Origin of the sequence: Amycolatopsis sp. lyj-84 (genome assembly GCF_046549075.1) — a bacterium.
Lineage (GTDB): Bacteria > Actinomycetota > Actinomycetes > Mycobacteriales > Pseudonocardiaceae > Amycolatopsis.
Map to the genome: position 1 here is coordinate 1 of NZ_JAJPWO010000024.1, position 24,809 is coordinate 24,809.

The 24,809-nt window shown below is 69.0% G+C and carries 22 protein-coding genes; 17 read left to right on the plus strand and 5 right to left on the minus strand.

Annotation, left to right across the window (positions count from 1 at the left end; all coding sequences use genetic code 11):
- Positions 1-223: 223 nt before the first annotated feature.
- Both ACLJRM_RS42070 and ACLJRM_RS42075 read right to left on the minus strand, forming a co-directional pair.
- Entirely contained in the window at positions 224-937 is a 714-nt protein-coding gene (locus ACLJRM_RS42070; RefSeq protein WP_410666236.1) for a DUF305 domain-containing protein, read from the minus strand.
- A 9-nt stretch (positions 938-946) separates the two neighbouring features.
- Positions 947-1,744, minus strand: coding sequence for a DUF3105 domain-containing protein (locus tag ACLJRM_RS42075; protein WP_101610272.1), 798 nt, complete (start codon positions 1,742-1,744; stop codon positions 947-949).
- Between the two features lie 203 nt (positions 1,745-1,947).
- Between ACLJRM_RS42075 and argS the strand changes: the two genes are divergently transcribed.
- The 7 genes from argS to ACLJRM_RS42110 all read left to right on the plus strand — a co-directional run bounded on the left by argS (position 1,948) and on the right by ACLJRM_RS42110 (position 11,417).
- Complete coding sequence (gene argS, locus ACLJRM_RS42080) at positions 1,948-3,603, plus strand: arginine--tRNA ligase (RefSeq protein WP_410666237.1); 1,656 nt, start codon at positions 1,948-1,950, stop codon at positions 3,601-3,603.
- Positions 3,604-3,606: 3 nt separating this feature from the next.
- A complete protein-coding gene (lysA, locus tag ACLJRM_RS42085) occupies positions 3,607-5,040 on the plus strand; it encodes a diaminopimelate decarboxylase (protein ID WP_101610270.1) in 1,434 nt (477 codons plus the stop codon).
- Between the two features lie 3 nt (positions 5,041-5,043).
- Positions 5,044-6,354 (plus strand): homoserine dehydrogenase, encoded by a 1,311-nt coding sequence (locus ACLJRM_RS42090; protein WP_101610269.1) that lies wholly within the window; start codon positions 5,044-5,046, stop codon positions 6,352-6,354.
- Entirely contained in the window at positions 6,351-7,412 is a 1,062-nt protein-coding gene (thrC, locus tag ACLJRM_RS42095) for a threonine synthase (protein WP_410666238.1), read from the plus strand. Before ACLJRM_RS42090 ends, thrC begins: the two co-directional genes overlap by 4 nt.
- Entirely contained in the window at positions 7,409-8,290 is an 882-nt protein-coding gene (thrB, locus tag ACLJRM_RS42100; RefSeq protein WP_410666239.1) for a homoserine kinase, read from the plus strand. The genes thrC and thrB overlap by 4 nt, the downstream gene beginning before the upstream one ends.
- A gap of 435 nt (positions 8,291-8,725) precedes the next feature.
- Positions 8,726-10,801, plus strand: a complete 2,076-nt coding sequence (rho, locus tag ACLJRM_RS42105; RefSeq protein ID WP_410666240.1) for a transcription termination factor Rho — start codon at positions 8,726-8,728, stop codon at positions 10,799-10,801.
- 85 nt (positions 10,802-10,886) lie between these two features.
- Entirely contained in the window at positions 10,887-11,417 is a 531-nt protein-coding gene (locus ACLJRM_RS42110; protein ID WP_410666241.1) for a hypothetical protein, read from the plus strand.
- A gap of 69 nt (positions 11,418-11,486) precedes the next feature.
- Here the strand turns inward: ACLJRM_RS42110 and ACLJRM_RS42115 are convergent, their stop codons facing one another.
- The gene (locus ACLJRM_RS42115; protein WP_101610264.1) at positions 11,487-12,032 is read right to left on the minus strand and encodes a CHAP domain-containing protein; all 546 of its coding nucleotides are present in this window, start codon (positions 12,030-12,032) and stop codon (positions 11,487-11,489) included.
- A 223-nt stretch (positions 12,033-12,255) separates the two neighbouring features.
- On the opposite strand from ACLJRM_RS42115, the gene rpmE reads away from it, so the two are divergent.
- From rpmE to ACLJRM_RS42130, 3 genes are all read left to right on the plus strand, one after another.
- Entirely contained in the window at positions 12,256-12,483 is a 228-nt protein-coding gene (rpmE, locus tag ACLJRM_RS42120) for a 50S ribosomal protein L31 (protein ID WP_007028345.1), read from the plus strand.
- Between the two features lie 95 nt (positions 12,484-12,578).
- Positions 12,579-13,649, plus strand: coding sequence for a peptide chain release factor 1 (gene prfA, locus ACLJRM_RS42125; protein ID WP_101613473.1), 1,071 nt, complete (start codon positions 12,579-12,581; stop codon positions 13,647-13,649).
- Between the two features lie 6 nt (positions 13,650-13,655).
- A complete protein-coding gene (locus tag ACLJRM_RS42130; RefSeq protein WP_410666242.1) occupies positions 13,656-14,033 on the plus strand; it encodes an SCO4402 family protein in 378 nt (125 codons plus the stop codon).
- 8 nt (positions 14,034-14,041) lie between these two features.
- On the opposite strand, the gene ACLJRM_RS42135 is transcribed toward ACLJRM_RS42130, so the two are convergent.
- The gene (locus ACLJRM_RS42135) at positions 14,042-14,779 is read right to left on the minus strand and encodes a hypothetical protein (protein ID WP_410666243.1); all 738 of its coding nucleotides are present in this window, start codon (positions 14,777-14,779) and stop codon (positions 14,042-14,044) included.
- A 148-nt stretch (positions 14,780-14,927) separates the two neighbouring features.
- Between ACLJRM_RS42135 and ACLJRM_RS42140 the strand changes: the two genes are divergently transcribed.
- Positions 14,928-16,697, plus strand: coding sequence for a hypothetical protein (locus tag ACLJRM_RS42140; RefSeq protein ID WP_410666244.1), 1,770 nt, complete (start codon positions 14,928-14,930; stop codon positions 16,695-16,697).
- 3 nt (positions 16,698-16,700) lie between these two features.
- Here the strand turns inward: ACLJRM_RS42140 and ACLJRM_RS42145 are convergent, their stop codons facing one another.
- Complete coding sequence (locus ACLJRM_RS42145; RefSeq protein ID WP_410666245.1) at positions 16,701-18,134, minus strand: hypothetical protein; 1,434 nt, start codon at positions 18,132-18,134, stop codon at positions 16,701-16,703.
- Between the two features lie 116 nt (positions 18,135-18,250).
- Between ACLJRM_RS42145 and ACLJRM_RS42150 the strand changes: the two genes are divergently transcribed.
- The 6 genes from ACLJRM_RS42150 to ACLJRM_RS42175 all read left to right on the plus strand — a co-directional run bounded on the left by ACLJRM_RS42150 (position 18,251) and on the right by ACLJRM_RS42175 (position 24,497).
- Positions 18,251-18,799, plus strand: coding sequence for an HD domain-containing protein (locus ACLJRM_RS42150; protein WP_101610255.1), 549 nt, complete (start codon positions 18,251-18,253; stop codon positions 18,797-18,799).
- Positions 18,800-18,883: 84 nt separating this feature from the next.
- Complete coding sequence (gene prmC / locus ACLJRM_RS42155) at positions 18,884-19,750, plus strand: peptide chain release factor N(5)-glutamine methyltransferase (protein WP_101610254.1); 867 nt, start codon at positions 18,884-18,886, stop codon at positions 19,748-19,750.
- A 192-nt stretch (positions 19,751-19,942) separates the two neighbouring features.
- Positions 19,943-21,928 carry a M6 family metalloprotease domain-containing protein gene (locus ACLJRM_RS42160; RefSeq protein WP_410666246.1) on the plus strand — a complete coding sequence of 662 codons (1,986 nt, stop codon included), beginning with the start codon at positions 19,943-19,945 and terminating at the stop codon, positions 21,926-21,928.
- Positions 21,929-22,097: 169 nt separating this feature from the next.
- On the plus strand, positions 22,098-22,748 hold the full coding sequence (locus ACLJRM_RS42165; RefSeq protein ID WP_101610252.1) for an L-threonylcarbamoyladenylate synthase: 651 nt from the start codon (positions 22,098-22,100) through the stop codon (positions 22,746-22,748).
- Between the two features lie 85 nt (positions 22,749-22,833).
- Entirely contained in the window at positions 22,834-23,985 is a 1,152-nt protein-coding gene (locus ACLJRM_RS42170; RefSeq protein ID WP_020631178.1) for a glycosyltransferase family 4 protein, read from the plus strand.
- Positions 23,986-24,041: 56 nt separating this feature from the next.
- Positions 24,042-24,497 (plus strand): hypothetical protein, encoded by a 456-nt coding sequence (locus ACLJRM_RS42175; protein WP_168214395.1) that lies wholly within the window; start codon positions 24,042-24,044, stop codon positions 24,495-24,497.
- Positions 24,498-24,809: the final 312 nt, after the last annotated feature.

A 24,809-nucleotide genomic window follows, 5' to 3' on the forward strand; every position in this document is an offset into this window, starting at 1 on the left:
AAAGAGGGTTCTAACCCTCTTTGCCACTCACGACCCCCACTGCAAAGCCTGCATATAGGCATGAATTAGACATTCAGCCGCCTGGAAGTGTCCCGTGTGGACAGTCGGGGCGCGATCGGCTCGCGTCGGCAGACCCCCCACGACGCGTTTGGTCCTCTAGTTGCGGTAGTTCGTGAAGCCAACTACCGCAACTAGAGGACCAAACGCGTAAGAGGGGGAGGCGTCAGGCGGGGAGCGGGGAGCCGCCGCGCTCCTGGAGCAGGCCCTTCATCAGGTCCATCTCGGCGCCCTGCGAGACGAGCATGCTCCGCGTCAGCGACTTCACGTCCGCGATGGACGTGTGGTCGTTGCCGTACTGCGCCATCTCCGTCCCGCCCATGTGATGCCGCAGCATCAGCTGGAGGAAGAAGACGTCCATCTCCTTGCCGGTCAGCGACCGCAGTTTGGCCAGTTCGGCCGAAGTCGCCATCCCCGGCATCGGAGCGCCGTTCGACGGCTTCATGTCGACGCCCCCGTGTCCGGCGTGGCCGGACGGTTCGGTCATCCAGGTCATGTAGGCGCCGTTCGTCTGCTCCGGCTGGCCCCACAGGCCCAGCCAGCCCTTCATCCGGCCGACCTGGCCGGTCTGCGTGCGCTCGATGTCGAACGCGAGGGTCTTGATCGCCGGATCGGCGGTGTGGTCCCGCGCCCAGCCCGCCATGGTGACGGCCTGGAGGTGGTGCACCGACATGTCCTGCGCGAAGCCGACCTCGACCGAGCCCGCACCCGGGGTGGTCGGCTCCGGATCGGAGTCGACCAACCTGGTCGTCAGGGCGCCGAGGCCGAAGCCCACGATCAGCATGACGACCAGGGCGGCCCCGATCACCAGCCACCGGCTCTTGGTCGAGCGCGGTACCTCGTCGCCGGGTTCGTCGACGTACTGGAGATCGGGGTCCATCCGGCTCACTTACTTGCTCGCGGGCGCCGACGGCTGGGTGGCCGGGGGCTGCGACGGCTGGCCGGCGCCGGGCTGCCCGTCCTGCTGGGTGCCCGCGGTGCCCTTGTAGTCCATCGGCTTCGCGTCCGGTCCCGGCGGGGTGGCGTCGAACTTGCCCGGCTCGATCTGCGCGTCGCAGGTGGCGTCACGCTCGGGGTACGCGCCGTAGGGGTTGGTGCGCAGCGCCGCGATGAACTGGTCGATCCGCTCGTCGGAGGCGCTGTCCAGCTTCAGCTGGTGGCCCCAGGACTGCAGCGAGATCGGCTTGTCGAGGTTCGGGTACGGCGACATCGTGGTGTACGGCTTGCCCTCGACGCGGACCCGCAGCAGCTCGAGCGCCTCGCCCGAGATCTGCGCCGGGTTGTAGGCGATCCAGACCGCGCCGTGCTCGAGACCGTGGACCATGTTCTCGTTGCGGACGGCTTCCGGGTAGACGACGCCGTTGCACGCGGCCCAGGCCTGGTCGTGGGGGCCACCGAAGGGCGGGGTCTTGTCGTAGGCGACGCGCTCGGCGGCCGTGACGTGCACGGAGCCCTCGTACGTCGTGGTGGTCACGCCGTTGATCCGCTTGGAGGGATCCGGGTCCTGCTGCGAAGGCGCGAAGGCGGCCGCGGTCTCTTCGCGGGTCTTCTGCTCGCGCTTCGGCGCCGAGGCGACCATGTAGTAGGTGACCACCGAGGCCGCCAAGGCGACGATCGCGACGACCGCGATGATCGTGCCCCAGGGCGTGCCCTTCTTGGACACGACGGAACTACGGGCTGCCTTCATGGCGTTCTTCGACGACGCGCCCTTTTTTCTGGTTGTCCCGTTAGCCATGGCTCCTGCGTTCTCCAAAGGGGGTGGTCCCTGCGCGGGCCAGTGTAGAGACCGCGCGTCTGATCACCGTGAACAGCCGGAAGATCACCGGCTTGGCTCACACCTTCCGGCGGTCGCTGCGAAGCCCGGACCAGGTCACACCTAGAATTCCGCGAGTGACTCCCGCAGCTCTCGCCGACCTGGTCCGTAACTCAGCCGTGCAGGTTCTCACCGCGCGCGGCCTCGACGATTCCGTGCTGCCGGAGAAGGTGACGATCGAACGTCCCCGCAACCCCGAGCACGGCGATTACGCGACCAACCTGGCGCTGCAGGTGGCCAAGAAGGCGGGCATGAAGCCCCGCGACTTCGCCGACGCGCTGGCCGAGGCCCTCGCCGCGGCCGACGGCATCGACTCGGCCGAGGTCGCCGGGCCGGGCTTCCTCAACCTCCGGCTCGCCGCCGACGCGCAGGGCCAGATCGTCCAGCAGGTCCTCGACGCCGGTGAGCGGTTCGGCCTCGGCGACGAGCTGGTCGGGCTCAAGATCAACCTCGAGTTCGTCTCGGCGAACCCGACCGGCCCGATCCACCTCGGCGGCACCCGCTGGGCCGCGGTCGGCGACGCGCTGGGCCGCGTGCTGTCCGCGCAGGGCGGCCTGGTCACCCGGGAGTACTACTTCAACGACCACGGCGCGCAGATCGACCGCTTCGTGCGGTCCCTGGTCGCCGCCGCCAAGGGCGAGCCCGCCCCGGAGGACGGCTACGCGGGCGGCTACATCAACGACATCGCCGCCGAGGTCATCCGCCAGGAGCCGAGCGCGCTGTCGCTGCCGGACGACGAGCGCGCCGAGACCTTCCGCCGGGTGGGCATCGAGCTGATGTTCACCGAGATCAAGCAGAGCCTGCACGACTTCGGCACCGACTTCGACGTCTACTTCCACGAGAACTCGCTGCACGAGTCCGGCGCCGTCGGGTCGTCGGTCCAGCGGTTGAAGGACTCCGGGAACCTGTACTTCGAGGACGGCGCCTGGTGGCTGAAGTCCAAGGAGCACGGCGACGACAAGGACCGCGTCGTCATCAAGAAGGACGGCAACCCGGCCTACATCGCCGGTGACCTCGCCTACTTCCAGGACAAGCGCAAGCGCGGTTTCGACCTCTGCATCTACATGCTCGGCGCCGACCACCACGGGTACATCGCCCGCCTCAAGGCCGCCGCGGCCGCCTTCGGCGACGACCCGGCCGTGGTCGAGGTCCTGATCGGCCAGATGGTCAACCTGGTCTCCGACGGCAAGCCGGTCCGGATGAGCAAGCGCGCGGGCACCGTGATCACCATGGAGGACCTGGTCGGCACCGTCGGGGTCGACGCGGCCCGCTACGAGCTGATCCGCTACTCGGTCGACTCCACTCTGGACATCGACCTCGACCTGTTGCGCAAGCACTCCAACGACAACCCGGTCTACTACGTCCAGTACGCCCACGCGCGGCTGGCCTCCTTGCAGCGCAACGCTTCCGACCTCGGCCTCAAAACCGGTGGCGATGTCGACTTCGGTCTGCTCACCCTGCCCGCCGAGGGCGATCTCATCCGCACACTCGGCGAATTCCCGACCGTCCTCCGCCGGGCCGCACAGCTGCGCGAACCGCACCGCGTCGCCCGGTATCTCGAAGAACTCGCCGGCGCCTACCACAAGTGGAACGCCGTCGGCCGGGTTCTCCCGAAGGGCGACGAGGAGACCACCCCCCTCACGTTTTCCCGGCTCGCGCTCTGTGAGGCGACCCGCCAGGTACTGGCGAACGGCCTCACGGTGCTCGGTGTCTCCGCTCCGGAACGGATGTAATCGATGGCTCACCCCGCCGGCCCCCGCCACGCCGACGTCTACCCCCACGCCGACGCCTCCGGTTTCCCGCCGTCGAGTCCCGAAGAACTCGACAGGCTGTATCCGAAGGTCTGGCCCCGCAACACCTTCCGAGGTGGAGACGGCGTCGTGCGCATCGCGGGCGTCGACGTCCGCGAACTCGCCGAGAAGTACGGCACGCCGCTGTTCGTCGTCGACGAGGCCGACTTCAAGTCCCGCTGCGCCGACTACGCCGAGGCTTTCGACGACCCGGCGCTCGTGCACTACGCGTCCAAGGCGTTCCTGTCCATCGAGATCGCCCGCTGGGTGGCCGAGCAGGGACTGAGCCTGGACGTCTGCAGTGGCGGCGAACTCGCCGTCGCGCAGCGCGCGGACTTCCCGGCCGAGCGGATCACCTTCCACGGCAACAACAAGTCCCTTCCCGAACTCGAAGCCGCCGTCGAGGCGGGCGTCGGCACGGTCGTGGTCGACTCCTACTACGAGATCGCGCGGCTGGCGGATGTCGCCGCCCGGCACGACATCGTGCAGAACGTGCTGATCCGGGTCACCGTCGGCGTCGAGGCGCACACCCACGAGTTCATCGCGACCGCGCACGAGGACCAGAAGTTCGGTTTCTCGCTGGCTTCCGGTGACGCGGCCGAAGCCGTGCGCCGCGTGCTCAACGCGCCGTCGCTCAAGCTGATCGGCCTGCACAGCCACATCGGTTCGCAGATCTTCGACGCCGACGGCTTCGAGGTCGCCGCCCGCCGCGTGGTCGGCCTGCTGGCCGAACTCGCCAAGGAGCACGGCAACGATCTGCTCGACCAGCTGTCGATCGTCGACCTCGGCGGCGGTTTCGGTATCGCCTACACCGACAAGGACAACCCGCCCCCGCCCGCGCAGATGATCACGCAGATCCGCGAGATCGTCCGCAAGGAATGCGAGTACGCGGGCCTTCCCGTGCCGAAGATCGCGGGCGAGCCGGGCCGGGCCATCGCCGGTCCCGGCACGATCACGCTCTACGAGGTCGGCACCATCAAGGACGTGTCGCTCGGCGACAAGGCCGCCCGGCGCTACGTCAGCGTCGACGGCGGCATGAGCGACAACATCCGCACCGCGCTCTACGACGCGGTGTACGACTGCCGTCTCGTTTCCCGTACCTCCGACGACGACGGGGACGGCCAGGTCGCCGCCGCGCTGTCCCGGGTCGTGGGAAAACACTGTGAGTCCGGCGACATCGTCGTCCGGGACTGCTGGCTCCCCGACACTCTTGCTCCCGGCGACCTGCTCGCCGTGGCGGCCACCGGGGCGTATTGCTACTCGATGGCCAGCGGGTACAACCGGCAGCCGCGGCCCGCGGTGGTGGCCGTGCGCAACGGCAGCGCCCGCGTGCTGCTGCGGCGGGAGACGACGGACGACATGCTGCGCCTGGAGGTCTAGCAAGTGTCTACTGTGGACGGACGCGTGATCAGGGTCGCCCTGCTCGGCTGCGGGACGGTCGGCGGTGAGGTCGTCCGCCTGCTCACCGAGCAGGCCGAGGAGCTCGCCGCCAGGGCGGGCGCCAGGGTGGAGCTCGCGGGCATCGCCGTGCGGCGCCCCGACAAGCACCCCGAACTGCCGCCGGAGCTGGTGACCTCCGACGTGACGAAGCTCGTCACCTCCGACGACGTCGACGTCGTCGTCGAACTGGTCGGCGGGATCGAGCCCGTGCGGGAGTGGCTGCTCGACGCGCTCAAGGCCGGGAAATCCGTTGTCACGGCGAACAAAGCGCTGATGGCCGAGCATTCCGCGGAGCTGTTCGAGGCCGCCGACGCGTCCGGTGTGGACCTCTACTTCGAAGCGGCCGTGGCCGGGGCGATCCCGTTGCTGCGCCCGCTGCGCGAATCGATGGCGGGTGACCGCATCACCCGCGTGATGGGCATCGTCAACGGCACCACCAACTTCATCCTGTCCGCGATGGACTCCACCGGCGCGGGCTACGCGGAAACCCTGGAAGAGGCCAGCAGGCTCGGATACGCCGAGGCGGACCCGACGGCCGACGTCGACGGCTACGACGCGGCGTCCAAGGCCGCGATCCTCGCCTCGCTCGCGTTCCACACCCGCGTCACGGCGTCCGAGGTGCACCGTGAGGGCATCGCCGACGTCACCGCGTCGGACCTCGCCGCGGCGAAGGTACTGGGCCGCACGGTGAAGCTGCTCGCCATCTGCGAGCGCGTCACCTCCGACGACGGCGCCGAATCCGTTTCGGCGCGCGTACATCCGGTGATGATCCCGCGCGGGCACCAGCTCGCCGGGGTCGGCGGCGCGTACAACGCCGTCTACGTCGAGGCCGACGCCGCCGGTGAGCTCATGTTCTACGGTCAGGGCGCCGGTGGCGCGCCGACCGCGAGTGCCGTGCTCGGCGACCTCGTCGCGGTGGCTCGAAACCGGGTCGTCGGCGGCCGTGGCCCGCGCGAATCCGCGCACGCCGCGCTCCCGGTCAGGCCGATGGGCCAGACGCCGACGCGGTACCACGTCAGTCTCGACGTGGCCGATCGAGCGGGCGTGCTCGCCCAGGTGGCCCAGGCGTTCGCCGGGCACGGCGTCAGCATCGCCGCGGTGCGGCAGCGCGACGCCAACGACACGGCCAGCCTGGTCGTGGTCACCCACCTGGCGCCGGACGCGGCCTTGAAGTCCACTGTGGACGACATCGCCAAACTCGATGTGGTGAACCAGGTCGTCAGTGTGATGCGTGTGGAAGGCGAAGACCAGTGATTCCCCAACCATGGCCAGGGATCATCCAGGCCTACCCCGACCGGATCCCGGTCCCGGCCGGCGCGAAGGTGATCACCCTCGGCGAGGGCAACACCCCGTTGCTGCCCGCGCCGCACCTCTCGGAACTGACCGGCTGCGAGGTCTACCTCAAGGTCGAGGGCGTGAACCCGACCGGGTCGTTCAAGGACCGCGGGATGACCGTCGCCATCACGCACGCGCTCGCCAGCGGGCTCCAAGCGGTCATCTGCGCCTCCACCGGCAACACCTCGGCGTCGGCCGCCGCCTACGCGGCCCGCGCCGGGCTCACCTGCGCGGTGCTGGTCCCGCAGGGCAAGATCGCGATGGGCAAACTCGCCCAGGCCGTCCTGCACGGCGCGCGGATCCTGCAGGTGGACGGCAACTTCGACGACTGCCTCGAGCTGGCGCAGAAGACCGCGATCGACTACCCGGTGACCTTGGTCAACTCGGTCAACCCGGTGCGCATCGCGGGCCAGAAGTCGGCCGCGTTCGAGATCTGCGACGTGCTCGGCAAGGCGCCGGACATCCACTGCCTGCCGGTCGGCAACGCGGGCAACATCACCGCCTACTGGGCGGGATATTCGGAGTACGCGGGCGACGGTGTGGTGAAGAACACCCCGCGGATGTTCGGCTTCCAGGCGGCGGGCGCCGCACCGCTCGTGCACGGCGAGCCGGTGCCCGATCCGGACACCATCGCGACCGCGATCCGCATCGGCAGCCCCGCGTCCTGGGACGGCGCGATGAAGGCGAAGAACGCCTCCGCCGGGCTGTTCGAGGCCATCACCGACGAGAAGATCCTCGAGGCGTACCGGCTGCTCGCCAGAAAGGAGGGCGTGTTCGTCGAGCCCGCCTCGGCGACCAGCGTCGCGGGCCTGCTCGCGACGGCCGCCGACGGCCGCCTGCCGAAGGGCTCGACCGTCGTCTGCACCGTCACCGGCCACGGCCTGAAGGACCCGGCGACGGCACTGGAGGGCAACGTCGAGGTCGAACCGCTCGCCGTCGACCCGACCGCCGTCGCCGCCGCGCTGGACCTGCGATGACGCTGCTCAAGGTCAAGGTCCCGGCGTCTTCGGCGAACCTCGGCCCGGGGTTCGACACGCTGGGCCTGGCGCTGGCGCTGTACGACCGGGTCGAACTCCGGATCACCGATCACGGGCTCAAGATCGAGGTGATCGACGCGGGCGCCGGCGGCGTGGACGACGTCCCGACCGACGAATCGCACCTGGTCGTCCGGGCTTTCCGGCGGGCCTGCGAGCACCTGGACGTCCGGGTGCCGGGCCTGCACCTGCGCTGCTTCAACGCCATCCCGCACGCTCGCGGCCTCGGCTCGTCCGCGGCCGCCGTCGTGACCGGCGTCGCGGCGGCGTACGCGCTGGCTGAGAAGGCCCTGGACGACGAGGCGCTGCAATTGGCGGCCGGGTTCGAGGGACACGCCGACAACGCCGCGGCGAGCCTCCTGGGCGGCTTCGTGGTGGCCTGGAACGAGGGCGAACGGTTCCTCGCCGAACGGCTCCAGCCGCATCACGACATCCGGCCCGTGGTCGCCATCCCGGCCCTGCGGTCCTCCACCGACGCGACGCGCGGCCTGCTTCCCGCCCAGGTCCCGCACGCCGACGCGGCGTTCACGGCGGGTCGCGCGGCGCTCGCGGTCCACGCGCTCACTTCGCGCCCTGACCTGTTGCTCTCCGCGACCGAAGATCGGCTTCACCAGCATTACCGGGCGCCCGCGTACCCGGCGAGCAGCGAACTGGTGCGCGCGCTGAGGGCCGAAGGGGTGGCCGCGGCCATCTCCGGAGCCGGTCCGAGCGTGCTCGCGCTGACCACCGGGGGAATACTCCCGGCGGGCGTGGACGTTACATCTTTCGACGTCACCGAGCTGCCGGTCGATCCGGGCGGCGTTCAGGTCGCGGCCCAGTAAAGCCTCGGTCACATGCCGGGGCCCCATCCCGCCACGCGGGGGGTGGTTGTTGCACCCGGCCGTGGCGCGGTCTACCCTCGGGGGCGTTCGATCACCGTGCGTTTCCGCACCCGGTGCCGGTCCAGGTGACCAGTGTCATCCTTGGCCCGCATCCTTTGTTGATCCGCCAGTCCCGCACAGAGTCCGGCAACAGCACAGCCTGGCAAGCGGGGGCTGGCAGGTCGACGCAGGCGGGTTCCCGGTTTCGGCGGTGCCGAATTCCGCGTCCTCCATTTGGAGGACGCAAATCCCTGTGCTGGAGGCCTTCTAGCTGTGTTCAACACGGCCGAGGAGCTGATCGCCCGTATCGGGGGCCAGATACGCCGTTTCGCAATCGGACGCGAACGGCGGTCCGCTGATCCACCTGGAGGCGTGGATCGGTCAGGAAGGACATTTGTGAGCAACACCGATCTTTTGAGCGACGTCGAAGGTGGCGCCGCCGAGTCGAACGGCGCCGTCGCTCCCAAGCGCACGGTCGGCGGATTGACCGGCAAGACCGTCGCCGAATTGCGCTCGATCGCTGGGGACCTTGGCATCGGCGAGACCACGGGTATGCGTAAGGGCGACCTGATCGCGGCCATCCGTGAGCGCCAGGGCAAGACCAAGCGCAAGACCCCCGCCGCGGCGAGCGAAACGCTTCCGCTCGAGGGGATCGATGCACCACGCAAGGCTCCCAAGGCCGAAGCGCCCAAGACGGAGGCCCCGAAGCAGGAGGCCCCGAAGGCCGAAGCGCCGAAGGCGGAAGCCGCCCCGGCCGAAGCCCCGCGCGCCGAGAAGGCCGAAAAAGTCTCGGACAACGGCTCCGCGCCCGCCGCCGAGCGGCCCGCGCAGCAGGAGAACGGGCCGCAGGACGGCCAGTCGCAGCAGGAAGAGGGCGGCCGCAGCCGTCGTCGTCGTGGCTCCAACCGCGCCGCGGGTTCGCCCGAACAGGGTGGCCAGCAGCGTGATCGCGGTGAGCAGCGTGACCGCGGGGACCGTGGCGAGCAGCGTGACCGCGGCGAGCAGCGTGACCGCGGCGAGCAGCGTGACCGTGGCGAGCGTGGCGACCGCAACGAGCGTGGCGACCGCGGTGAGCAGGGCGGCAACCGTCAGGGCAACCGTGACGGCGGTCGTGACGGCAACCGCGACAGCCGCGGCCAGGACAGCCGCCAGCGCAACCAGCAGGGCGGTGGCCAGGACAACAGCCAGCGTCAGGGCCAGCAGGGCCCGCAGGGTGACGACGACGAGGAAGGCGGCCGTCGCGGCCGTCGCTTCCGCGACCGTCGCCGCCGGGGTACCGGCGGTGGCCGTGAACAGGGCGGTTCGCCCGACACCGAGATCCGCGAGGACGACGTCCTGCTGCCCGTCGCGGGCATCCTGGACGTGCTCGACAACTACGCGTTCGTGCGTACCTCGGGCTACCTCGCCGGGCCGAACGACGTGTACGTCTCGCTGTCGCTGGTCCGCAAGTACGGCCTGCGCCGCGGTGACGCCCTCACCGGTGTCGTGCGCCAGCCGCGTGACGGCGAGCAGCAGCGGCAGAAGTTCAACCCGCTGGTGCGCGTCGACTCGATCAACGGCCTGGAGCCGGACGAGGCCAAGCGTCGCCCGGAGTTCACCAAGCTGACCCCGCTGTACCCGAACGAGCGGCTGCGCCTCGAGACCGAGTCGCACAAGCTCACCACCCGCGTCATCGACCTGGTGATGCCGGTCGGCAAGGGACAGCGTGCCCTGATCGTGTCGCCGCCCAAGGCCGGCAAGACGACGATCATGCAGGACATCGCGAACGCGATCTCGACGAACAACCCCGAGTGCCACCTGATGGTCGTGCTCGTGGACGAGCGTCCTGAAGAGGTCACCGACATGCAGCGTTCGGTGAAGGGCGAGGTCATCGCCTCGACCTTCGACCGTCCGCCGTCCGACCACACCTCGGTCGCGGAGCTGGCCATCGAGCGGGCGAAGCGGCTCGTCGAGATGGGCCACGACGTCGTCGTGCTGCTCGACTCGATCACCCGCCTCGGCCGTGCGTACAACCTCGCGGCCCCGGCGTCCGGCCGGATCCTCTCCGGTGGTGTCGACTCGACCGCGCTCTTCCCGCCGAAGCGTTTCCTCGGCGCGGCGCGCAACATCGAGAACGGCGGTTCGCTCACGATCTTCGCCACGACGATGGTCGAGACCGGATCCACCGGTGACACGGTCATCTTCGAGGAGTTCAAGGGCACCGCGAACGCGGACCTCAAGCTCGACCGGAAGATCGCCGAGCGGCGCGTCTTCCCCGCGGTGGACATCAACCCGTCCGGTACCCGCAAGGAAGATCTGCTGCTTTCGCCGGACGAGCTCGCGGTCACCCACAAGCTGCACCGGGTGCTGCACGCGCTGGACTCGCAGCAGGCCATCGACCTGCTGATCTCGCGACTGCGCAAGACGAAGACCAACATCGAGTTCCTCATGCAGGTCTCGAAGACGGCCCTCGGCTCGAACGACGACGACTGATCAAGTAGCTGAAGGGGCCCTTCACCGCATCGCATGCGGTGAAGGGCCCCTTCGTCGCGTCTGATGCGGTGAAAGGGGCCCTTCAGTGCCAGAGCGGATCGTCGTCTACGGCGTCACCGGTTCGGGCAAGTCGACGCTGGCCCGGAAGCTGGCCGGGCGGACCGGGTTGCCCTACCACTCGGTCGACGACGATCTCGCGTGGCAACCGGGCTGGGTGCCCGTCCCCGACGACGAGCAACGGCGCCGGATCACCGCGCTGGTCGCGGGAGACCGGTGGATCATCGACGGCATGTTCTCCAAATGGCGCGATATCGCACAGCCCAGGGCCGAGCTGATCGTGGCGCTGGACTATCCGCGCTGGGTTTCGCTGAGCCGCCTGGTGCGCCGGACGGTGATGCGGTGCGTCACCCGTCGCCGGATCTGCAACGGCAACCTCGAAACACCGCGCGGGATCTTCTCCGGCGACTCGATCATCGTGTGGCACTTCCGGTCCTTCGCCCGCAAACGGCGGACCCTTCGCACCTGGGAGGCGGATCCCGGGATGCCGGTGGTGCGGCTGACCTCGCCGCGCGCGACAAGGCGCTGGCTCGCGTCTTTGCCTGCCGGAAGTCCGTGAAGGCCTCCTTCCCTACCCTGAAGGTAGGCAAGGAGGCCTTCACGGACCGAACCTGCGATGAACGAGGGCTCAGCGGTGCGGGACCGCCGCGGGGGTCCAGCCGCGGTAGTTGTTGAAGTAGTTCACGCTCGACGCGTGGCCGATCTTGCCGCCGATGCTGGAGGCGTAGATCCCGCCGGAGCCGTCGGCGATGCCGACGTGGCCCCACTGGCTGATGTTCCAGTACACGAAGGAGCCCTTCGGCGGCGTCCCGGTCGTGTGCTTCGGGCTCGCGCCGTTCCAGTGCGCGTTGGCCGAGGCCCAGACGCCGGTGGTCCCGTACGCGTTCTCGACGGCCTTCTCGCAGAGGCCCTGGTACGCGGTGGAGCCGGCTTTGTTCTTGAACCACTGGACGGCGCCGGCCGGCGTGCCGTCACCGGCGCCCTGGATCGCGAGGTCGCCCTCGGGCACCGTGGTGAAGGTGCCCGCCGCGGGGTTGATGTCGGCGGCGGTGATGGTGGCGCCCGCTTCGGGGGCGGCCGGAGCGGCTCCAGCGACCGGAGCCATGGCGAAGGCCGCGATGGCCAGCGCCGCGACGGACGCGGGCTTCGCCACCTTGGCGAGGATAGTGCGCATGATGCAAACCTCCCGTGGAGTATTTTCCAACAGAAGGACGATCTCGTGATCGAGTACAAATTTCGTACAACTCGGCGTCGATAGTTGATTACTCAACGTGGTGGAATATGCCGAGTGAGGGGTGCGTTAACCCCACTGCCAGCGCATCTGGCAAAATCATCCGCTGAAGTCCGGCACCGGTTCACCCCATCACGGGGACCCGGGGCCAACGAGAGAGGACACCATGAAGAGCGGTATTCACCCCGAGTACGTTGTCACGCACGTCAACTGCGACTGCGGCAACGAATTCACCACGCGCAGCACCAAGACCTCCGGCAACCTCCACGTCGAGATCTGCTCGAACTGCCACCCGTTCTACACCGGCAAGCAGAAGCTCATGGACACCGGCGGCCGCGTCGCGCGCTTCGAGGCTCGCTACGGCAAGCGCAAGAAGGCCGAAGACGCCAAGTAGCTTGAACGACGGCGCCTACCCGCATGTCCGGGTAGGCGCCGTTTTCTTTGGTGTCCCAGCCATGGTTTTGTCCCGGGCCGTTGAAAGGTGGAGTGGTGGATTCGAGTTCGCTGAAGGGTCTGCTCGAAGAGCACGCCCAGCTGGAAGAACAGCTGGCCGACCCGTCCGTGCACGCCGACCAGGCGCGCGCACGCAAGCTCGGCCGCCGCTACGCGGAGCTGAGCCCGGTCGTCAAGACGGTCCGTGAGCTCGACACCGCTCGCGACGACCTCGAGACGGCGAAGGAACTGGCGTCCGAAGACTCGTCCTTCGCGGCCGAGGCCGAGGAGATCTCCGCCAAGATCCCCGTACTCGAGTCCAAGCTCACCGAACTGCTCCTGCCGCGCGACCCGTACGACGGTTCCGACGTGGTCATGGAGATCAAATCGGGTGAAGGCGGCGAGGAGTCGGCGTTGTTCGCCGGCGACCTGCTGCGCATGTACCTGCGCTACGCCGAGCGTCACGGCTGGAAGGCCGAGGTGCTCGACTCGGTCGACTCGGACCTCGGCGGTTTCAAGGACGTCACCGTGTCCATCAAGAGCCGTTCGGCCGACGTCGACGGTGTCTGGGCGCGCCTGAAGTTCGAGGGCGGGGTGCACCGCGTGCAGCGCGTGCCCGCCACCGAATCCCAGGGCCGGATCCACACCTCCGCGTCCGGCGTGCTCATCTACCCCGAACCCGAGGACGTCGAGGTCGAGATCGACCCGAACGACCTGCGGATCGACGTCTACCGCTCGTCCGGCCCCGGTGGCCAGAGCGTGAACACGACCGACTCGGCCGTGCGCATCACGCACCTTCCGACCGGTGTGGTCGTCTCGTGCCAGAACGAGAAGTCGCAGATCCAGAACCGCGCCCGCGCCCTGCAGGTGCTGCAGGCCCGCCTCCAGGCGATCGCCGAGGAGGAGGCCGCCGCGAAGGCGTCGGACGCGCGTCGCTCGCAGGTCCGCACCGTCGACCGCTCCGAGCGGGTCCGCACCTACAACTTCGCCGAGAACCGCATCGCCGACCACCGGGTGAACTACAAGGCGTACAACCTGGACCAGGTCCTCGACGGCGACCTCGACGGCGTGCTGAACGCGCTCATCACCGCGGACCGCGAAGAGCGGCTCGCCGCCCACGCGGGCTGACAGCCGATGCCGGACGACGGTGTCGCGTACCCGGCGATGCGGGCGATGGTCATCAGTGCGGTCGAGGCTTTCTCGGACGTCGATTACCAATGGAGAGAGTGGGTCCGGGCAGAGAGCCGGCCCGCGCGCCTGGACAACTTCACGATGCAGCTGAACGCGCTGGACGATGTCCGAATGCTCGAAGCGCCGGAAGACGCCATCGGTGACATTCTGCGTGACGAGCGCGAGGTGGCGGTCTTCGGTCCGCTGAACGACGCTTTGGAGAACCTCTTCGGCAAGCTGGGCACGGAGCTGTCGGACGAGGAGTACCTGGACACGGCCGAATGGCCACAGGTGGTGGCCGCGGCCAAGGACGCCTTGGCGGTCCTCTCGGAAGCCAGGTAGCCGGACGGCTAGCCCGGCTCGGTGTAGAACGGATCGTCCTCGAGCCCGGTGTGGATGGCGCGGACGGACATGCTCACGTGGGAGAGCCTGTCGGTCACCTCGTTCGTGACCCTGCTGAGCGCCTCTTCGCCGCTTTCTCCAGCGACAGCGGGGAAAGCCGACAACAGCACGGCTTCGCAGGGGCCCGCGTCCGTGCTGATCCGGACCAGTGACGCCGAAAGATCGGTCGCGGGCCGCCCGCACAGGCCCACGGCCAGCCGCAGATCGCCGGTGGGCACGTAAAGATGCACCCGCGAGATGACGTCGGTGTCCTCGCGCGGGGTGAAATCGTGCCGGGGGACGTACGCCGGTTCACGCGGATCGGTGCCGCCGACGGACGCCATCAGCGCATAGAGCGTGTAGCCGTCGGCTGGGGTGTCGGGAGCTTCGTAGCTTCCGTATTGGCCGGTTTCCGGCGTTCCGTGGATTTCGAAGAATGCCGCGTTCAGGCCGAAGTGGAAAAGCGCCGGTACCGCGGCGCGGTGCAGTGTGTCGACGGGCTCCTCGCACTCCGCCGGCGGAGTGCGATAGCCGACGGAGACCGTGTATCCCTTCCAGCCGCCTTCGGGATCCGCCCGGCAGATCTCCAGTTCGGTGGCTTCGAACTCTTCGATGAAGCGTTCGCCCAGTGCGGCGGCCGCGGTGAAATCATCGGTTTCGATATTCGCGGATATCCGCGTGACGACTTCCGTTTCCCGGAGATCCATGACTATTTCGCGGGCCCTTCGGCGGCTACAGGTGTGTTCAGCCTACGGGCGGCGCGGACAGGCGGCAGATCGGGCCTGTCGTCGATTCCCCGCTTCCGCTACGGTCCCTGGGCGGTAAGGGAAATCGGTCCCAGGGGAACACGAATCCGTGGCATACGCAGAAGACGTGGACATCGAGGAAAGATCCATTCCGGCGAACCGGAAACGTGTTCTGCGGGCTTTCGTGCTCGGCGCCGGAACGGTCCTGCTGAGCGTGGCCGTCGTCGCCAGGATCGGCCGGTTCGGGTTCAATCCGACCGACCAGGGATTCGTGCTGGCACAGGTGTGGCGCGTCCTGCACGGCGAGATCCCGCAAGTCGATTTCCTCGGGCCGCGGCCGTTCGGTTCGGCTTATCTGCACGTGGTCGACCAGCTCGTTCCCGCGCCGCTGATGATCGGGTCGGGTTTCGTGATGATGGTGCAGCTGACCGTCGCCACGTTCGCGCTCGCCGCGTTCCTGACCGGGACTTCGCCGCTGGAGTGGGGGCCGTTGCGGCTCGGGCTGGTCTTCACCGCCGCGGTGGTCTGCCTGAACACGTATCCGCTGATGGCCTGGCACACCGTCGACGGCGTCTTCCTGGTCGCGGTCGGCTGGTGGCTCCTCGACAGCGGGCTGCGTTCCGGCTCGCGATGGCGGCGACTGCTCGGCCTGTTCTGCCTCGGCTTCGCGATCATCGTCAAACAGAGCTTCCTGTTCGCCGCGCCGGCCGGAGTGCTGATCCTGTTGTTCCACCCCGCCGCGCCGCCGAAGAAGTGGCCGCGTCTGCTCGGCGACGTCCTCGTGCTCGGTGCGGCGCCACTGCTGTACTTCGGCATGGTCACCGTCGCCGGGGGACTCCGGTCGGCGATCGCGCAGCTCTCCGGCGGCAAACAAACCTGGGGCGAAAGCCTTTTCCGGTTCTGGACGGCGGATTTCACCGGCCGCGCCGATCCGAGGACGTACGTCTTCCCGGTGCTGCTCGGAGTGTGCGTCCTCGCCGTCGCGTGGTCCGTTCGCGAACGGCTCGGCGAGCCGGGCCGATGGCTCCGGGTCGTGACGGGTCTGTGCGTCGTGGCCGTGGTGGTGTTCGTCGTGGCCGACGGCGGGTTCGAGCACGCGGGCAGCTGGCCGGTCACCCTGCTGTGGCTCTTCCTGGCCGCCGCGGTGCTCGACGCCGTCGTCCGAAGACGGTTGCCCTGGCGATACCTGGCGATCGCCGCACTCGGCTGGATGGCCAGTTTGTCCTGGGGCTACCCGCTTCCCGGCCTGCTCACCGGGATCTTCGCGCTGGGCGTGCTGGAAGCCGTGGCACAGCGGGATCTGCCGCGGCCGCCCCGGTTCGCGGGTGGCGTTCTCGGTGCCACCGCTTTCATCCTCGCCGGGCTCCTGCTGCTGTCCGCGCACGACAAGGCGCCGTACGCGGACAGGCCTCAAGGTGAACTGACGAAGGACCTCGGGGACATCGCGCCTTCGCTGCGCGGCGTCCGCACCAATCCCAGCGTGTACACCTACGTCGCCCAGATCCGCGGCTGCCTGGACCGCTACCCGGCGTCGAAGGTGGCCGTCCTGCCGGACAATCCTTTCGTCGCCCCGGTCTTCGGGGTCCGCAACCCGTTCCCGCTGGACTGGCCGCTCCCGTTGGAACTGACCGGCGACAGTCCGGAAAGGATGGTCGAGGCGGCGGAACGCCTTGACCGGGAAGGGGACTACCTCGTGCTCTTCCAGACGATCAAGGCCGTTTCGCTGACCGCGGGCACGCCGGTGCCCGATGCCGTCGCTCCGGACACGCCGACCATCGCGATGAGCGGCGTGGAAGAGCGGATCAAGGACAAGCTCGGCGGGACCAGAGTGGCTTGCGGCAGCTTCGCGGGATTCTGGGCCCCGTCGCCGTCGCGCTGAAGGTCAGCCGGAGACGGACGCCGTCTCCGGCTCGCGGTCTTCGATCGCCGCTGTCTCTTCCTCGCGCCGCGGGAGGAACGAGAGCGCGGCGAAGGCGGCGGCGAGCAGGGTCGGGAAGATCGTCAGCTGCTGGTGCTTGACGTTCTCGATGCCTTCCGCGAGACCGGAGACCAGGAGCTGGCCCATCGCGAAGAGCAGGAACATGAGCACCACGATGCCGACGTCGCGGCGGCCGGTGCGGTTGCGGAAGGCCCGGAGTCCCGCCCAGCCGATGAGCAGCCAGATCGGCAGCAGGGCGAACAGCCCCAGCGGCGCGATCCAGCCGGTGATCCCGGACAGGACCGGGATCCGGTACTCCTTCGCGAGCGGCGGCTGCCCGGCGTGCTCGCCGAAGCTGCCGAGGTTCGGCACCCGCGCGGTCAGCGTCTCCTGCGCGGAGCGGTGCAGCATCTCGACCACGCGCACCGGATGGTCGAGGTAGTACTGGGCGACGTTGCGGCGGCTGATCTTGTCGCGGTACTTGGCGTACTCGGGGGATTTCCAGGCCGCGTTCGCGCTCCACCAGCCCGTGCCGACGTACTGGGCGAACTCCGGCGGGAGCCCCAGCGCGGCGAGGTCGCCGGTGGTGTCGTGTTTCCCGTCGACGATCCCGTTGAAAACGACGTGGTACATGTTGGCCTCGCGGTACTCCGCGTTGGCCGAGTCGCCCGCGCCCTGCACCAGCGCGGTACCCGTGCCGACGACGGCGAGCACGGCCAGCGGCAGCGCCCACCGGGCCAGGCCGCGGCTGCCCGCGGGCCGGACGAACAGCAGCGCGAGCGCGAACAGCGGGATCAGCAGCAGCGTCTGCGACTTCGCGTTGATCCCGACCATCGCGCCGAGCACGGTGACCGCCGCGCCGGTGTAGCGCCACGGCCCGGTGCGGTGCATCAGCAGGAGCCCGCCGGCGAGCAGGAGCATCCCCGCGAAGGCGGCGCCCTCGCTCAGCACGGAGGCGAAGTACCCGAAGAAGGCCGAGTCCGCGGCGACGAGCAGCAACGCGGCCGTGGCGATGAAGCTGTCGCGGACCGAAAGGCGCAGGCCCGCGACGATCGCCGCGATCCCGCCCGCGACCAGCAGGCAGCCCAGCACGCCCAGGACCAGCAGGTTCAGGATCGCGGACGAGCCGAGCAACTGCCCGATCTCGCTGGCGATCTTGTCGATCCAGCTCTGGCTGGAGATGTACTCGCTGTTGCAGGCCGGGGCGGGGCCGTAGGAGAAACGGACGAAGTGCTCCGACGGGCGGTCGAGCTCGCGGGCGCCGAGCTGGCACAGGATGCGCCAGCCGTCGCCGTTGTCCGCCATCCCGATCGGACGCGGAACCAGGAAACGGACGAGTAGCACCCCGAGCGCGGCGAAAAACACGCCCAGGGTCAGTCGGATTTCCCGGATCTTCACCCGCGCCACCTTAGAAGATTCCAGAGGGTGATCAGTTCGTGCCCTCTCTAAGCGCCGGAGAGCGACGGCGCGGGACACTGGCGGTTCACCTCATCGTCGACGAGTAGGGGAGCAGCGTGGAAGCCCTGGCCAGGTTCGGGTTCGAACTGGGTGTGCTCAAGCGGATCCGCCGGGCCGGCTGGTGGCAGGCCGGGGTCCGCGATCCCGAATCGGTCGCCGAGCACACCACCCGGGTCGCGCAGCTGGCCGGCCTGCTGGCGGCCGAAGGCGGCGCCGACCCGGCGCGGGCGGCGTACCTCGCGCTGTGGCACGACACCCAGGAGACGCGGACCGGCGACCTCCCGCACACGATCAAGGGTTTCGTCGAGAAGCCGGACCCCCGGGCGATCACCGCCGCGCAGACGTCGGCCCTGCCCGGTGTCGCGCGCGACTCGGTGCGCGAGGCTGTCGACGAGTACGAAGCCGCGAAGAGCCCGGAGGCGCTGTACGCGCGCGACGCGGACAAGCTCGAGATGCTGCTTCAAGCCGTCGAGTACCGCGACATCGGCGTGCGGAACGTCGACGAGTGGATCGCTTCGGCGACGAAGAGCCTCCAGACCGACCTCGCGCGGCGAGTGGCCGAAGCGGCGCTGACGTTGTCGTCGCTCTCGTGGCGGGTGCGCTGAAAGGAATCGATACCCTGAGCCCGCGTGTATCGACCCCGGCACGCGTGCCTCGTGTGTCAGGCTTGACTCTGTGAAGGAACACCAGTGAACCGGCAGCCGTTGCGCCTCGCCATCATGGAAGCGACCCGCATTCTCACCGAGGCCGGTGTGGCGTCACCGCGCTCGGACGCGGAGCTGATCGCCTCGCATGTCCTCGGCGTCGAACGCGGCCGCCTGCCGATGGTGCCGCTGGTGGACCCGCCGGTCATCGACGCGATCGGCCAGCTGGTGAACCAGCGGGCCAAACGGATCCCGCTGCAGTACCTCACCGGCTGGGCCGCGCTCGGCGACATCACGGTCAACGTCGGCGCCGGGGTGTTCGTCCCGCGCCCGGAGACCGAACTGCTCCTGGAATGGGGCCTCAAGCTGCTGCACGGGCGTGAGTACCCGGTGGTGGTCGACCTGTGCACCGGCTCGGGCGCGCTGGCGCTGGCCGTGCAGCACGCGAGGCCGGACGCCGTCGTCTACGCCGTCGACATCGACGCGCAGGCGCTCGCCTGGGCCCGTCACAACGCCGACGTCCACGCCGACGCGGGGGACACGCCCATCCGGCTGTACTCCGGCGACGTCGCGGACAGCACGATGTTCGCCGAGCTCGACGGCCTCGTCGACCTGGTCCTGTGCAACCCGCCGTACGTCCCCGAAGGCACCCCGGTGCCCGCGGAGGTCGCCGAGCACGACCCGGCGCGGGCGGTGTTCGCGGAGGAGAGCGGGCTGGCGGTGATCCGGCACGCGATCGCCGCCGCCGCGCGGCTGCTGCGGCCCACCGGCGGGATGGCGATCGAGCACGACGACACCCACGGTTCCGCCGTCCCGGCCCTGGTGCGGGCACGGCGGGTGCTGACCGACGTCCGGGGTCACCTGGACCTCGCCGGCCGCCCCCGGTTCGTCACCGCCCTGCGCGTCTCCTGAGGCCCTTCTCTCGCATTCAGTCCTCTGGATGCGGTAATTGCCCTGCGCAAGTACCGCATCCAGAGGGCTGAATGCAGGCGTCGGCGGATGGTTAGCGGGACTCACGACTTCCGGCGGTGCCCAGGGCAAAGCCCACCTCCTACCGTCGATCACGGCCGCCTCCTCGGCGGTCCGACTGGGAGGTGTACCCCGATGCGATCGTCTCTCCGACGAGCCCCACTCAGAACACTCGCCGTCCTCGCCACCGTCGCCTTGTTGCCCGGTCTGGTCGCCCAGCCCGCGTCCGCCGCGGCGCCCGCGAAGGGCTGGCCCGCCCCGATCGACGGGTCGACCTGGGAGAACCAGGACCACATGACGTGGGACGACTACCGCAAGCCGCCCGGCACCAACTGGGCCGATCCCGCGCTGAAGCCGACAAAGCGGACGTTCAAGGGCGCCGTGGTACTCGCGGACTACCCGGACCAGGAGTTCGCCGTCACGCAGCCGACGCATTCGACGGTGTTCGGCAACCCCGGCCCCGCCGCCAGCAACATCCCGCGGGCGAACGTCGCGAAGTTCTACCAGGACTTCCTCAACAAGCCCCAGGCGCTGAACCAGGGCCACACCATCAACGAGTACTGGATGGAGGACTCCGGCGGCAGGATGGGCGTCGACCTGACCGCGTTCGGGCCGTACCGCCTGCCGGGCAAGTCCTTCGAGTACGGCATGGAGTTCCAGCCCGACGCGTGTCCGCCGGGCGCGAACTGCAAGCGCGACCTGCGCGCCGACGCGGGCGCCGCCTGGCGGGCGGACGTGGGTGACGTTTCCAAGCAGTTCGACTTCATCTTCTATCTCTCCGCTGGCCAGGACGAGAGCGCGACCTGGCAGGAATTCGGCGTGATGAAATTCGGCGATCGCGAGAACGTGCCCGACGAATTCGGACCCGGCGTCGCGGGAATGCCGAACGCCGCGTCCACCCGCTATGTCCCGTGGACGTCGTGGAAATCCGCGGCGAGCATCTGGCCGAACGCGGTCACCGGCTCCTCGACCCAGGCGGAAAGCTCCGGACAGGCGGTTTACGCGCACGAACTGAGCCACATTCTCGGCATCGGCGACAACTACAACAACCCGTTCGGCACTCCGCCGTCCAGGACCTACACCGGCCCGTGGGAGATGATGTCGCGCGGCAGCTTCAACGGCCCCGGCGGACCGCACACCCGCTGGCAGATCCCGGCGACGCAGGGCGGCTCGATGGGGTCGCACCACATGCTGCGCACCAAGATGAAGCTCGACATCATCGACCCCGAAGACGTGCTCAAACTGGACCGGAAGCAGCTCGCCAAGACCGGCCCGGTTTCGACGCGGATCACGGCGCGTTCGGTCCTGCCGGGACAGGGCGCCTACAGCGGGATCAACATCGCGCTGACCGGCGGGGACCTTTCGCCGAAATGCGATCGTTCGAAGGATCCGTTCTGCGACGGCGGCGGCTACGACAATTACACCGTCGAGGTCGTCGACCGGATGGGCAGCGATTCCTTCGCCCCCGATTCCGGCGTCATCATCGCGAAGACGAAGAACCAGGACAACGCGCCGTTCGAATGGATCGTCGACGCGCATCCGGCCGACATCGGCATGACCGACTACAAGAAGCCGGACGGCACCCCGGTCCCGATCCCCATCGGCGACTACCGCCAGCTCAACGACGCCGCCTTCAAGGCGGGCACCGGCTCGGCGAGCAAGTACGAGTACACCGACGAGGCGAACCGGCTGACGTTCCTGGTCTCGGACGTCGAGCGCGACCGCAAGGGCGTGCTGTCCTACGTCGTCACGGTGGCTTCGCTCGACGGCGCGGGCTCGCAGGCCAGGGGCGTTTCGCTGTGGCCGTCGATCCCGGCGTTCGCCAAGCAGGGACTCGCGAGCTGCTCGTTCCCGGTGCTCAACACGGGCAACGCGAAGGGTGCGGCGGCGCCGTACAACACCGACACCTACCGCCTGAGCGCGTCCACCACGGCGAAGGGCTGGGAGGTCCGGCTGCCGAACGAGCTGTCCACCGTCCCGTTCGGCGGGCGGTCTTCGGCGACGGCGCACGCCAAACGGGCCGCGGGCGGTGACCACGTCGCGCAGATCAAGCTGACCGCGACGTCGATCGCCGACCCGGCCAAGACGGCGACGTCGTTCTGCGCCGCTTTCGCCTTCTGACCCAGCTCACCACTCACGACCACCCAGCCCCGCAACCCGGCAAGAGGTGAAGGCCTCCTTCCCTACTCTCAAGGTAGGGAAGGAGGCCTTCACGGACTTGCGATCCCGCCCGACCTCCACCAGAACCGTCCGTATCACTTACGAGGGGTGAGGACTACGCTCATCTGCCATGAGCGCGGTGTACGACTGCAGCAAGCGTGAATCCCGGGCCGACGGGCTCGCCGCGGCGGCGAGCGCGGTGCGTTCCAGCCGCCTGGTGGTCCTCCCGACCGACACGGTCTACGGCATCGGCGCGGACGCCTTCGACAGCGGCGCCGTCCAGTCCCTCCTGCGGGCCAAGAACCGCGGCCCGGACATGCCGGTCGGCGTCCTGGTCGGCTCCTGGTCCACTGTGGACGGACTCGTGCTCGGCACGCCGCCGCAGGCCCGCGCGCTCATCGAGGCATTCTGGCCCGGTGACCTCTCCATCGTCCTGCCGCACGCGCCGAGCCTGCAGTGGGACCTGGGCCAGTCACGCGGAACGGTGATGCTGCGCATGCCGCTGCACCCGGTCGCGCTGGAACTGCTCCGTGACGTCGGCCCGATGGCGGTCTCCAGCGCCAACGTCTCCGGCCAGCCGCCCGCCTCCACCGCGCAGGAAGCCGTCGACCAGCTCGGCGACAGCGTCGCGGTGTACCTCGACGGCGGATCCACCGGGGAACCCGTGCCGTCCTCGATGGTCGACCTCACCGGCGACGACCCGGTCATCCTGCGGGAGGGCGCGGTCAGCCGCGCCGCGATCGCGGAAGTACTGGGAGTGCCCGCGGAGTCGCTGGCCTAGTCCCCGGGTCTAGGACCGTCCGCCGCCGTATCCCCCTGGCGCGGTAGCGTGTTCGAGTGACTTGGACCTCGGCGGCGTAAGCACCATGCCTCCTACGCAAGGCCTCCCGATCCGGGAGTACATCCTCGTCGCCCTCACCGCGGCGGCCGTTACCTTCCTGCTCACCGGCGTGGTTCGCCGGGTGGCGATCCGGATCGGCGCGATCGCCAACCCGCGGGCCCGCGACGTCCACGTCACGCCGATCCCCCGCATGGGCGGCATCGGCATCTTCCTCGGCGTGGCCGCCGCGATGGGGCTCGCGCACCAGCTGCCCGCGCTGAGCCGGGGCTTCGACTTCTCCTTCGACTCGCTGGGCGTCCTGCTCGCCGCGGGCGTGATCTCCCTGATCGGCGCGCTCGACGACCGGTTCGAGCTGGACGCCTGGACGAAGCTGGCCGGCCAGGTCATGTGCGCCGGGATCCTGGTGATCTTCGGCGTGCAGTGGGTGTCGTTCTGGGTGCCGTGGGGAGGCGGCGACGGCTCCTTCGGCCAGGTGCTCGTGCTGGACAAGAACCAGGGCGCGCTGCTGACCGTCGTGCTGGTGGTCGTCATGGTCAACGCGATGAACTTCGTCGACGGCCTCGACGGGCTCGCCGGCGGCCTCGGTTTCATCGCCGCCGCGGCGACGTGCTCGTTCTCCCTCGGCCTGCTCGACTCCTCGGGCGGTGACGTCGGCGCGTATCCGCCCGCCCTCATCGCCGCCACGCTCGCCGGGGCCTGTCTCGGCTTCCTGCCGTACAACTTCCAGCCCGCGAAGATCTTCATGGGCGACTCGGGGTCGATGATGATCGGCCTCATGCTGGCGGGCGCGACGACGTCCGCGTCGGGCCGCGTTCCCTACCCGCAGTTCAGCGGCAAGGACGCGCTCGCGCTGCTCTCGCCGCTCGTCGTGGTCGCCGCGGTGCTGTTCGTGCCGCTGCTCGACCTGATCATGGCGGTGATCCGCCGCACCCGCCGCGGCGAGAGCCCGTTCGCCGCGGACAAGATGCACCTGCACCACCGCCTGCTGGAGATCGGCCACTCGCAGCGCCGCGCGGTACTGCTCATCTACTTGTGGGCGGGCCTGCTCGCGTTCGGCGCCGTCTCGGTGACGTTGTTCGACGATGCCGCGGTTTTCTGGATTGTCGGATTCGGTTTCCTGCTCGCGACTCTGGTGTCGGTCATCCCGCGGCTGCGGTCGCGGAACCGAACCGCCTGAAAGACGGGATCGGCGCGGGCCTACACTGGACGGCTGAGACGACCAGGGAGTTTTCTGTGAGCGAGACCGAGAAGACCGTCGAGGCGGAGGAGAACCCCCACGCCAAGGTGGTTCTGCAGGCGGCCAACGCGATGATGAAGGCCTCTCTGAAGCTGACCCCGCCCGCGGTGCTGATCTGCATCGTGGTGTTCACCATCCTCAAAGGACAGCCGGGTCTGCTCGGCTCGCTCATCGGTGGTGTGCTCGCCGTCGGGTCCGCGCTCGCGACGCTGGGCCTCATGCGCTTCAGCGCGGGCATGGACCCGATGTTCGTGATGGTGATCGCTCTGGGTGGTTACGTGCTCAAGCTCGTCCTCCTTTTCGCGGCGCTGAGCCTGCTTCGCGGCGTGACCGCGATTCACCCGATGGCGCTCGGCGTCACCATGATCGTCGCGATCCTCGTGGCCGCCGCCGTGGAGTTCGCGGCGTTCCGCAAGACCAAGATCCCGACGATCATCCCCGCTTCCCGCTGATCGCGGGACCGAGGTCCTGACCTGGGGCGGGACCTAGGTCCTCGGCCGATCGGGGGCAATGTAGTACGCCTGTACGGCGCGTCCGAACCTGCTGATATGGTCCGCGTATGGGCGGCGGCCTCGGCTGCCGGCTCCCGATGACGAACCCCGAACAGCAGTGTGGCGACGGTGTTGAATCGTCCCTTCTTACCCGCTGGTAGGCGTCTGTCTCCCGGGAGCACTGCATCGAGAATCCTCGTGTGCGGAACGTGAAACCATGTTCAGCACATCGTGGGGTGGCCGCCTCCGACGGCCCGATACGTGTCGGGTACG